Source organism: Aeromonas sp. QDB30 (genome assembly GCF_027707645.1).
Taxonomy (GTDB): domain Bacteria; phylum Pseudomonadota; class Gammaproteobacteria; order Enterobacterales; family Aeromonadaceae; genus Aeromonas; species Aeromonas caviae.
The window spans coordinates 1-9,111 of the sequence record NZ_JAPCIY010000105.1 but is presented as its reverse complement, the minus strand read 5'-3'; the positions used below and the strand labels follow the sequence as shown (position 1 = coordinate 9,111).

Sequence of the window (9,111 nt, the reverse complement as noted above, 5' to 3'; positions counted from 1 at the left end):
CGATTAAATCAGATCACAAACGAAGCCTTTTTTCTATCTATTTCAATTGGTTGTAGCTAAAGATCCTGTACATGATGCCGCGCTGCCTTGGCGCAACGGTCAGTTTTACCCCCATGCGCTGGAGAGTGCCTTCGCCAGTCAGAAGCGGGCTCAGCACGCCCTTAGCCAGTGGCGACGTTTACGCCAGCAGCGCACGCTGGCCTTCTGCATCTCGACCCGTCATGCCGATTTTATGGCCAGCGTCTTCCAGCAAGCCGGAGTGCGGGCGGTAGCCGTCTATGCGGGCTCCCGTCAGGGGCGACAAGCCGCCCAGGAGCAATTGGCCGCCGCCGAGCTCGATATCATCTTCTCGGTAGATTTGTTCAACGAAGGCACCGACTTGCCCGCCATCGATACCGTGCTGATGCTGCGTCCCACCGAGTCGCGCATCGTGTTCCTGCAACAGTTGGGGCGGGGCTTGCGCCTCTATCAAGGCAAAGAACGCCTGGTGGTGATCGATCTGGTGGGCAATCACAAGGCGTGTCTCTACAAGCCCCAGCTGCTGCAAACGCAATTGACCCGCCCACCAACGCACGCAAACAGGGCGATGCCGCTGGCGGCAGGTTGTTTTATCAATCTGGATCCCAAGCTGCTTCCGCTGCTGGCGCTGTTAAAAAAGCAGCAGAAACCGACTCTGATTGAGACCTATCAGACCCTCAAAGAGCACCTCGGCTATCGCCCCACCGCGCGGCAAACCTGGGCAGTCCGGCTGGGTGAGCAACTGCGTTTCGATACCCAAAAACAGGGGGGCTGGTTTGAGCTGCTCGCCCAAGCGGGTGATCTGGGGGAGGAGGAGCTGCGCGTGCTGAACCGGCACGGCGACTTTCTGCGTTCGGGGGTGGAGCACACCGCGCTCACCAAGAGTTTCAAGTTGATCCTGCTATTGGCGCTGCTCGAACTCGACGGCCTGCGTGAGCCACCCACCTTGGCGGCGCTGGCCAGCCACTCCCGTTACCTGTTTGAGCGGCATCCCGAGCTGGCCCGCCTCGATCTACCGGTCAAGCAGCAAGCCCTGAGCGCCGACAGCCCGGCTTGGCTCAGTTACTGGAAGAGCAATCCGATCAAGTTCAGCAGTGGCGGCAATCCAGGCGCCAAGGGGGAGTACTGGTTCGAGGTAAGGGAGGATCGCTTCTGCCCACGCTTCGCGGTGAGTGAGGAGGATATCGATCCTCTGCATCGCATGGTGCAAGAGCTGCTGGACTTGCGTCTGGCCCAATATCAGCAGCGCAAAATCGCATCGGCAGCCGCCATTTCCCCTGAGCCCTTCACAACTATCCACGATGAGGAACAGGCGCTGGCGCCTGATGCCAAAGCGCGTCAGGTGACCCTGATTTAAGGCTGGCTATCCGATAGCACGATCAGTGTAAAAACAAGCAGTGTAAAAACAAGCAGTGTAAAAACCAGCAGCGTGAAAGCAATCAAGGCGCCAGTGGCGCCTTGATTGTTTGGGGAGATGGTCGGTCAGCGCTGGCCGTTACCGAAACAGCCATTCCATATCGTCCTCTTCCTCACGCCACCTTATTTGCTGCTGATCCCAGCGGGCCGCCAGATAGGGTTTGAGGGTCTGCAGGGTGGTGATCTCGGCCAGCTGGGCAGTCAGGTGGTCGATATCACGCAGCAAATAGTCCCGATGTTCGGCAAAGGCCTGCTCGGTCTTTTTCTTGGATGATTGCTTGAATTTGTGCAGCACCGCGCCCATTAGCCCGTCTTGCCCGCCGTAGTAGCTGACTTCGAGCTCGCGTAGCTGGCGTTTCAGCATCGGGTTGAGGTAAGCGAGGTTCTCGTCACTGAGCAGGTTATCGAACTCGGGTAGGTGAGCGTGGGCCAGCTGTAACAGGGTGAACATCTCTTTGTTTTCCCAAGCCTGACTGAGTTGGCCCATGATGCGGGTCTTTTCCGCCTGCATGGCGGGGTCGGGTTCCCGATCCGGGTGCAGCGCCAGGGCGAGCTTGCGATAGAGCTGCTTGAGGCTGGATTTGCTGAACAGCTGTTCGATGCGCATCTCTTCCTCTTGCTCACGACGGGTGCGCGTGTGGGCAAAAGCATCTTGCTGCTCAGCGCCGAAGGGGGACTCATCGGCAAACAACTCATCATCGTCGAAGAGGGCATCCTCTTCCTCACCAGCGGTGTCACTCCCGTTGGCCATTTTCTGCTTCGCCGCGTTTATCAGGTACTCGTGCAACAGAGCGGGGTTTTTGACCATATCGCGCAAGGTGTCGATGTCTTCGGGGCAGTGACCACAAGTTTCCATCAGCATATGGGTAAGTTCATCACACTGATAGTCGAGCTGTTCGTCATCCATGTGCAGGGCGGTATTGGTTTGGATTTGGTGATAGAGGGGGGCCAAATCCATCTCGCCACGAAACGGATTGGACTCGAGATAGTTGATGAGATCGTGGATCCAGTGGTGCAAGGTCTCCCGTTGCCACTGGGTAAAGCTCTTGCGAGCCGTAAAGTCGGTCAGTCGCTTGGTGAGGGCAAAGATGAGCTCGCATTGTTGACGCTCAAGGGGTTCGATGTCGCTGGTGAAGCGCTGATAGATATCGCGGCCGTTGAGGGTTTGCTTGTCGATTTTTGCCTGTAGCTTTTCGAGCGCTTGCCAGTTGCGGTGGAAGAGATCGAGGGCGGGGTTACCCGTCGTGGGGGAGGGCTGGCGAGCGGGCTGCTTGCGAGCTGGATTACGAAGAGACATAGGCCGCCTCCATAGGCGTTATTTTGTTCGCTAAAACAAAAAAACTGGCGCGGGGCCGGTTTATCGCCGCGCATAAATAGCGCGAAGTCTGCCTTGCAGATGAGTTGCTGGCCATATTAAAGCCTTTCTTACGCGACAGATAGCAACAACAGAGAAATAATGGGGTGGCTGATGGGGCTCGAACCCACGACAACCGGAATCACAATCCGGGACTCTACCAACTGAGCTACAACCACCACTGAAATCATCGCCATTTTGTGTCTGCCAAGGCCTGGCCAAGGTCATCCTGAGATAATCTGCCGAATGGACGATAAGTCACACTCTTCATCAATAACTCAATGATTTAAAACACATTTTAAATGGCGCGCCCTGCAGGATTCGAACCTGCGACCCACGGCTTAGAAGGCCGTTGCTCTATCCGACTGAGCTAAGGGCGCGTTGTATCAAGAAATCCGGGGATTTCCCGATGAACCTGGTCGGTGATAAAGGATTCGAACCTTTGACCCTCTGGTCCCAAACCAGATGCGCTACCGGGCTGCGCTAATCACCGAAAATTCGCCATCCAGCATACCTTCGGCGGCACCACTGGACAACGGGCGGGCATCATACCCAAGCGCCAAAGTCAGCGTCAACGACTTTTTCCGCCAGTAAATTCAAGTGCCTACTTATTGCCCTCCCTGCGAGAGCCGCTAACACCCGCGCCAAAAAAATGCGACAATGCGCCGCAGTTGAACACATGGTGAGTGAAGAACGATGTCTGCCAAAATCATTGATGGAAAACAGGTTGCGCAAACGATTCGCAATCAGGTCGCCGCGCAAGTCCAACAGCGGTTGGCGCAGGGGAAACGGGCACCGGGTCTGGCGGTGATCCTGGTGGGGCTGGATCCGGCCTCCCAAGTCTATGTGGGCAGCAAACGTCGCGCTTGTGAAGAGGTGGGATTTGTCTCCCGCTCTTATGACCTCAGCGCCACGGCGACACAAGCGGAGCTGCTGTCCCTGATCGACCAGCTCAACGAGGATCCTGAAGTGGACGGCATCCTGGTGCAGTTGCCCTTGCCGGCCCACTGCGATACCACCCAGGTGCTGGAGCGCATTCGTCCCGACAAGGACGTTGATGGCTTCCATCCCTACAACGTGGGTCGTCTGGCCCAGCGCATCCCGGCGCTGCGACCCTGCACACCCAAGGGGATCATGACCCTGATCGAGACCACCGGCGTCAAGACCCACGGTCTGTATGCGGTGGTGGTCGGGGCTTCCAACATCGTGGGGCGTCCCATGACGCTGGAGCTGCTGCTGGCCGGTTGCACCACCACCACCTGTCACCGCTTCACCCAGGATCTGGAGACCCAGGTGCGCCGGGCCGACTTGCTGGTCGTGGCGGTGGGCAAGCCCAACTTCATTCCGGGGGAGTGGGTCAAACCCGGTGCCCTGGTGATCGACGTGGGCATCAACCGCCTTGCGGACGGCTCCCTGGTGGGAGATGTGGAGTATGAGACCGCGCGTAATCACGCCGCCTTCATCACGCCGGTACCGGGGGGCGTGGGCCCCATGACGGTCGCCAGCCTGATGGAGAACACCCTGAGCGCCTGCCAGGATTACCACGACGCCTGATGAGGGCGCCGGGCAGAAAAGAGAAAGGGAAGGCATTGCCTTCCCTTTTTTTATTGCGTCACTCGCCCGGATCGCTACTGGATATCAGAGGAGGGCCAGGGCGGCGGCCAGATCGGCAATCAGATCGTCGGCATCTTCCACCCCGATGCTGAAGCGGATGAGGTCGTCATTGACCCCGGCGGCGAGGCGGCTCGCCTCGTCCATGGCGGCGTGGGTGGTGCTGGCCGGATGGCAGGCGAGGCTCTCGAGATCGCCGAGGCTCACCGCCTGCACGAAGAGTTGCAGGTTGTCGAGCAGGGTAGCGCAGCGCTCAAACCCGCCTTCCAGCTCGATGCTCACCATGCCGCCAAAGCCGCTGGCGAAGGCGCCGAGGGCATCGTGGCCCGGATGGCTGGCAAGGCCCGGGTAGATCACCTTTTTCACCGCCGGATGGGCGGCCAGGAAGTCAGCCACCTTCTGGGCGTTGTGCAGGTGGGCATCCATGCGCAGGGGCAGGGTCTTGACCCCCCGTTGCAGCAGGTAGGCCTCCTGCGGGCCGATGGGGGAGCCGATGTGCTTGAGGGCCACGGTGCGAATCGACTTCATCAGCGCGTGAGAGCCCGCCACCACCCCGGCGATGATGTCGCCGTGACCGCCCAGGTACTTGGTGCCGCTGTGCATGACGATGTCGATGCCAAGCTCGAGCGGGCGCAGCAGATAGGGGGTGAGGAAGGTGTTGTCACACACCGTGATGGCACCCACCTTGCGGGCCGCCTCCACCACCACCCGCGGATCCACCACCTTGAGGGTGGGGTTGGTCAGGGTTTCAAAGAGTACCACCTTGGTGGCGGGGCGGATGTTGGCCAGCAGCGCCTGATCGCTCTCGTAGGCGGTGATCTTGATGCCGGCGCGGCTGAAGGTCTGCTTGAGGAAGGCATCGGTGCCGCCGTAGAGGGGGCCGATATAGGCCACTTCATCACCACTGTCGGCCAGGGCATACATGATGGCACTCACCGCCGCCATGCCGCTGGCCACCACCAGTGCCTCATCTGCACCTTCGAGGGCTGCCAGCTTCTGCTCCAGCTCGGCGGTGGTAGGGTTGCCAAAGCGGCTGTAGATGAAGCCGGGGGCTTGACCTGCGAAGCGCTCCTTGCCCGCCTGGGCGTTGAAGTAGCTGAAGGTGCTGCTCTGGTAGAGCGGGGTGGTGAGGGCGCCGGTCTGGGGATCGATCCGCTGGCCGCTGTGCACGCTCATGGTCTTGAATTTCATTTTTGTACTCCGTCATTGCCAGGCTGTTGCCCGACTGCTTGTGTTATCCGGGGCGCCGTCGCGCCCCTTTTCTAATGTGGTGTGGCGGCGTTGTCAGGCTAGCGCTGGCTCGCGCTGCGGCTCGCCTGCATAGTGGCGGGCCGCCACATCCGGGTGGGAGCGCAGCCTCCCCTTGAGCACGTTCTCCCCCACCTGATAAAAGAGCGGGTTGGCGGGATCGCTCTGGGGCCCTTCGGCCAGCGCCGCCAGCTCGGGGGAGAGGCTAAGCAGTGGCACAGTCGCATCCAGCCTTGCCGCCATGAAGAAGGCGCAGGAGAGGCGCGATACCCCGGGAGGGGGGCTCACCACCCGGTGCAGGGTGGCCTTGAGGTAGCCGTCGGACGCGAGCTCCAGCAGCTCGCCGATGTTGACCACCAGGGCGCCCGGCAGGGGGGGCGCGGGGATCCAGCCATCCGCCGTCTCCACTTCGAGGCCGGAGTGATCGTCCTGCATCACCACCGTCAGGTAGCCGGGATCCTTGTGGGCACCTACCCCCTGACCACTGCTGCCTTCCGGTTGTCCGGGGTAGTGAATGAGCTTCATGTGCTGGTAGGGGGCACCGCGAATGCTCTCGTCAAATACTCCGGCGGGCTGCCCCAGCACCTCTGCGAAAGCGTCCAGCAGGGTGAGGGTGATGTCGCTCAGTCGATCCTGCCATGCCAGCAGACGTGTCTTCATCTCGGGCAGGGCGGCGGGCCACTGGTTGGGGCCGATGAGGAGCTGCCAGGGTTCACGAATGTGCGCCACAGGCAGGGCCTGGGCCTCGTTCATGATATCGAACTGCTCCCGCAGATCCGGCCGTGCCCGGGTGAGCTCTGCCCCCACCTGGTTGTAGCCGCGAAAGTGGGGGGAGTGGACCATCTGCACCGCCAGTTTTTCTTCAAGTGGCAGGGCGAAGAAGCGGGCGGCGAGCGCCAGGGTCTCCTGGCGCGCCGATTCGCTCAGATCATGGCCCACCAGATAGAAAAAGCCCACTTCGCGGGCGGCCTGGCCAAGCTGCGCCAGCATCCGGCTGCGTGCAGCCGGGGTGCCCTTGAGGGCGGCGAGATCGATGATCGGCAATGATGGGGTGGTCATGGGCATCTCCTCACTTTCCGTGAACGGGGTCTGCGTGCCCCGGCGTGCGGGGTGTTGCGAAACCGGGGCGCACTCTTCTTGAGTGGCGCCGTTTGGGTTGAGGGTGATGCTACTGTTCGAGGTTATAAGGTGGAAGCAACAAAATATTCTTAGTTATATACAAAATTCGAAATGTAATTCGGACTTGAGCGAATGGAACGAGCAACGGGCGGCTCAGGCGGCGATCTGCCGTACCGGGTGAGAGCGACATTGGCGTGACGGGATAGACGCGGGAGAGAAAAGGCGGAGGGAGGCATCCGCCTCCCTCCGTGTGACTGTCATGGGAAGGGTTGCTGGCGCGCCTTTCCTCAATAACCCAGGGTGAAACGCTGGCGCAGGTGAGCCGGTGCTTGCGCCTCGTTCAGCACCCCGTCCGCCAGATCGCCGACCGTGATCCCCGCGGGCTGCTCGCCGCTGAACAACACCTGATCCGTGCCAAGGCGGTAACCGCCGCGCTTCTCGCCGGGTTCGAGGAACACGGGTGGGGAGACGAAACGCCAGTCGAGGGTGGTTTCCCGGCGAAGGGCGGTGAGACCGTCCCGGGCCGCGAGGGCCCCTTGCTTCCACTCTGCCGGGAACTCCGGGGTGTCCACCAGCTGCACGCCCGGGGCGATTTCCAGACTGCCGGCACCGCCGACCACCAGCAGCCAGCTCCCGGCGTCGTTGGCGGCGGCCACGATGGCGCTGGCCCCCTTGAGGTACTGATCGTAGATGTCCGGGGCACTCCAGCCCGGGTTGTAGGCACTGATCACCCGATCGTGCCCCTTGAGCACCCCGGCCAGTGCCTGGCTGTCCTGGGCGTCCACCGCCACGGTGGTGACTTGCGGGTGAGCGGCGACCTTGCTCACGTCACGCACGATGGCGGTGACCTGATGACCGCGGCTGACGGCCTCCTGGAGGATGGCTGAACCGACAAAACCGCTGGCACCGATGAGGGCAATCTTCATGGGAATTCTCCTTCACTGTGGGAATGGGGCTATCCTACGCCCCCGAGTGTGATTTAATAATCCACTTAAAATTGCATTCACTTGTAAGCAGGGCTTCATAATGGATCAGCTCAGACGCTACGCCATCTTCGCCGCCGTGGTGGAGGCGGGCAGCATGACCGGCGCCGCCAAGGCCCTCGGCATGACCCCGTCTGCCGTCAGCCAGCATATCAGTCAACTGGAGAGCCAGCTCGGCCTGCCCCTGCTGCACCGCTCCACCCGCCGCCTCAGCCTGACCGAGGCGGGGGAAGTGGTGTGGCAGGGTTGCCAGTCGTTGCAGCAGACCCTGAACGACACCGAGCTGCGCCTCTCGGAGGTGCGCGACAGCCTGCTCGGAGAAGTGCGGATCACCGCGCCGGTGGGGATGGCGGGCCAGCCCCTGGCGCGGGCGCTCTCGCCGCTGCTGCAGGCGCACCCGGGCCTGGGCATCCAGATCATTGCCGACGACGAGAAGCGGGATCTCATCAAGGATCGCATCGACGTGGCGCTGCGGGTCGGCACGCTTGAAGATTCCACCCTGGTGGCGCGCAGACTGGGTCAGACCCGGATGCTGCTGTGTGCCTCGCCCGCCTATCTGGCACGCAAGGGCACGCCGCGCAGCCCGGCGGATCTGCTGGCCCACGACTGGCTGGCCTCGGACATGCTGGGGGGTGGGATACTGCTGTTGGACGAGAAGGGGGAGGTCCACAAGATCAAGCCCAAGCCCAGGGTGCTGTGCAACAACGTCTTGCCCCTGCGCCAGTTCACCCTGGCAGGGCAGGGGATTTCGCTGCAACCGGAAGGTGAAATAGAAGAAGATATCGCCACCGGTCGATTGCTCGTGCTGCTGCCGGGCTTTTTGGCCCCTCCCATGGAGATCCATGCCATCACCCCCCAGCGGGAGATCCCGGAGAAGGTGCGGCGGGTGATCAGCGCCCTTCGCAGCCACTTTGCCGAGCATGGCCAGAGCCGTCTACCCTGAGCGGGGCGGGATGAATAGCCAGGCGGTGCGCCGGCCTTGCGGTCGGCGCGACACCCCTGTTTAATGTGGCCCTCCCGGGCCAGAGCGCCCTCTGCTGGCGTGGTCTCAAGCGCATCATGACACCGACTTCTCCCCACCCACTCCGTGAGCCGGCACCCGAGGCGCGCGCCCACCTCACCCGCATCGAGCGAGTGCTCGACTACATCCATGCCAATCTGGATCAGCCGCTCTCCCTGGAGGCGCTGGCCCGGCAGAGCTGCTGGTCTCGCTGGCAGTTGCAACGGGTATTCCTGCATGAGACGGCTAGACGGTGGCTCACTATGTGCGCGAGCTGAAGCTGAGCTTGACATCCTCCCCCACCTTAGCGCTTCGCGTCACAGGAGGGGGATTCCCATTACTGGGTGATAGCTGCTCGCGCA

7 protein-coding genes, 3 tRNA genes and 1 pseudogene are annotated in these 9,111 nt (G+C 61.6%); 4 read left to right on the top strand and 7 right to left on the bottom strand.

The window, feature by feature from the left end; translation table 11 throughout:
• The first annotated feature begins 46 nt into the window (after nucleotides 1-46).
• Entirely contained in the window at nucleotides 47-1,375 is a 1,329-nt protein-coding gene (locus tag PG896_RS19590; RefSeq protein WP_270836106.1) for a helicase-related protein, read from the top strand.
• A 138-nt stretch (nucleotides 1,376-1,513) separates the two neighbouring features.
• Here PG896_RS19590 and PG896_RS19585 read toward each other — a convergent pair whose 3' ends face one another.
• From PG896_RS19585 to PG896_RS19570, 4 genes are all read right to left on the bottom strand, one after another.
• Nucleotides 1,514-2,731, bottom strand: a complete 1,218-nt coding sequence (locus PG896_RS19585) for a J domain-containing protein (protein ID WP_041211539.1) — start codon at nucleotides 2,729-2,731, stop codon at nucleotides 1,514-1,516.
• A 160-nt stretch (nucleotides 2,732-2,891) separates the two neighbouring features.
• A tRNA-His gene (locus PG896_RS19580) sits at nucleotides 2,892-2,967 on the bottom strand.
• A 124-nt stretch (nucleotides 2,968-3,091) separates the two neighbouring features.
• Nucleotides 3,092-3,168: transfer RNA gene (locus PG896_RS19575), tRNA-Arg, on the bottom strand.
• 36 nt (nucleotides 3,169-3,204) lie between these two features.
• Nucleotides 3,205-3,281 (bottom strand) — tRNA-Pro (locus PG896_RS19570).
• A gap of 203 nt (nucleotides 3,282-3,484) precedes the next feature.
• Between PG896_RS19570 and folD the strand changes: the two genes are divergently transcribed.
• On the top strand, nucleotides 3,485-4,342 hold the full coding sequence (gene folD, locus PG896_RS19565) for a bifunctional methylenetetrahydrofolate dehydrogenase/methenyltetrahydrofolate cyclohydrolase FolD (RefSeq protein WP_270836105.1): 858 nt from the start codon (nucleotides 3,485-3,487) through the stop codon (nucleotides 4,340-4,342).
• 84 nt (nucleotides 4,343-4,426) lie between these two features.
• Here folD and PG896_RS19560 read toward each other — a convergent pair whose 3' ends face one another.
• The 3 genes from PG896_RS19560 to PG896_RS19550 all read right to left on the bottom strand — a co-directional run bounded on the left by PG896_RS19560 (nucleotide 4,427) and on the right by PG896_RS19550 (nucleotide 7,692).
• Complete coding sequence (locus PG896_RS19560; RefSeq protein WP_113979021.1) at nucleotides 4,427-5,590, bottom strand: trans-sulfuration enzyme family protein; 1,164 nt, start codon at nucleotides 5,588-5,590, stop codon at nucleotides 4,427-4,429.
• Between the two features lie 93 nt (nucleotides 5,591-5,683).
• Nucleotides 5,684-6,706, bottom strand: coding sequence for an isopenicillin N synthase family dioxygenase (locus tag PG896_RS19555; protein ID WP_113979019.1), 1,023 nt, complete (start codon nucleotides 6,704-6,706; stop codon nucleotides 5,684-5,686).
• Nucleotides 6,707-7,053: 347 nt separating this feature from the next.
• Nucleotides 7,054-7,692, bottom strand: a complete 639-nt coding sequence (locus PG896_RS19550; RefSeq protein WP_113979017.1) for an NAD(P)-dependent oxidoreductase — start codon at nucleotides 7,690-7,692, stop codon at nucleotides 7,054-7,056.
• Nucleotides 7,693-7,792: 100 nt separating this feature from the next.
• Between PG896_RS19550 and PG896_RS19545 the strand changes: the two genes are divergently transcribed.
• Both PG896_RS19545 and PG896_RS19540 read left to right on the top strand, forming a co-directional pair.
• Nucleotides 7,793-8,692: a LysR family transcriptional regulator gene (locus PG896_RS19545; RefSeq protein ID WP_113979016.1), complete on the top strand. Its 900-nt coding sequence runs from the start codon at nucleotides 7,793-7,795 to the stop codon at nucleotides 8,690-8,692.
• Nucleotides 8,693-8,808: 116 nt separating this feature from the next.
• Nucleotides 8,809-9,111: pseudogene (locus PG896_RS19540) on the top strand (hypothetical protein); the annotation flags it as partial.

What these genes read in the sequence shown, in the direction of transcription:
- PG896_RS19585 (WP_041211539.1), bottom strand. Translation starts at nt 2,731, where the DNA reads ATGTCTCTTCGTAATCCAGCTCGCAAGCAGCCCGCTCGCCAGCCCTCC.
- folD (WP_270836105.1), top strand. Translation starts at nt 3,485, where the DNA reads ATGTCTGCCAAAATCATTGATGGAAAACAGGTTGCGCAAACGATTCGC.
- PG896_RS19560 (WP_113979021.1), bottom strand. Translation starts at nt 5,590, where the DNA reads ATGAAATTCAAGACCATGAGCGTGCACAGCGGCCAGCGGATCGATCCC.
- PG896_RS19555 (WP_113979019.1), bottom strand. Translation starts at nt 6,706, where the DNA reads ATGACCACCCCATCATTGCCGATCATCGATCTCGCCGCCCTCAAGGGC.
- PG896_RS19550 (WP_113979017.1), bottom strand. Translation starts at nt 7,692, where the DNA reads ATGAAGATTGCCCTCATCGGTGCCAGCGGTTTTGTCGGTTCAGCCATC.
- PG896_RS19545 (WP_113979016.1), top strand. Translation starts at nt 7,793, where the DNA reads ATGGATCAGCTCAGACGCTACGCCATCTTCGCCGCCGTGGTGGAGGCG.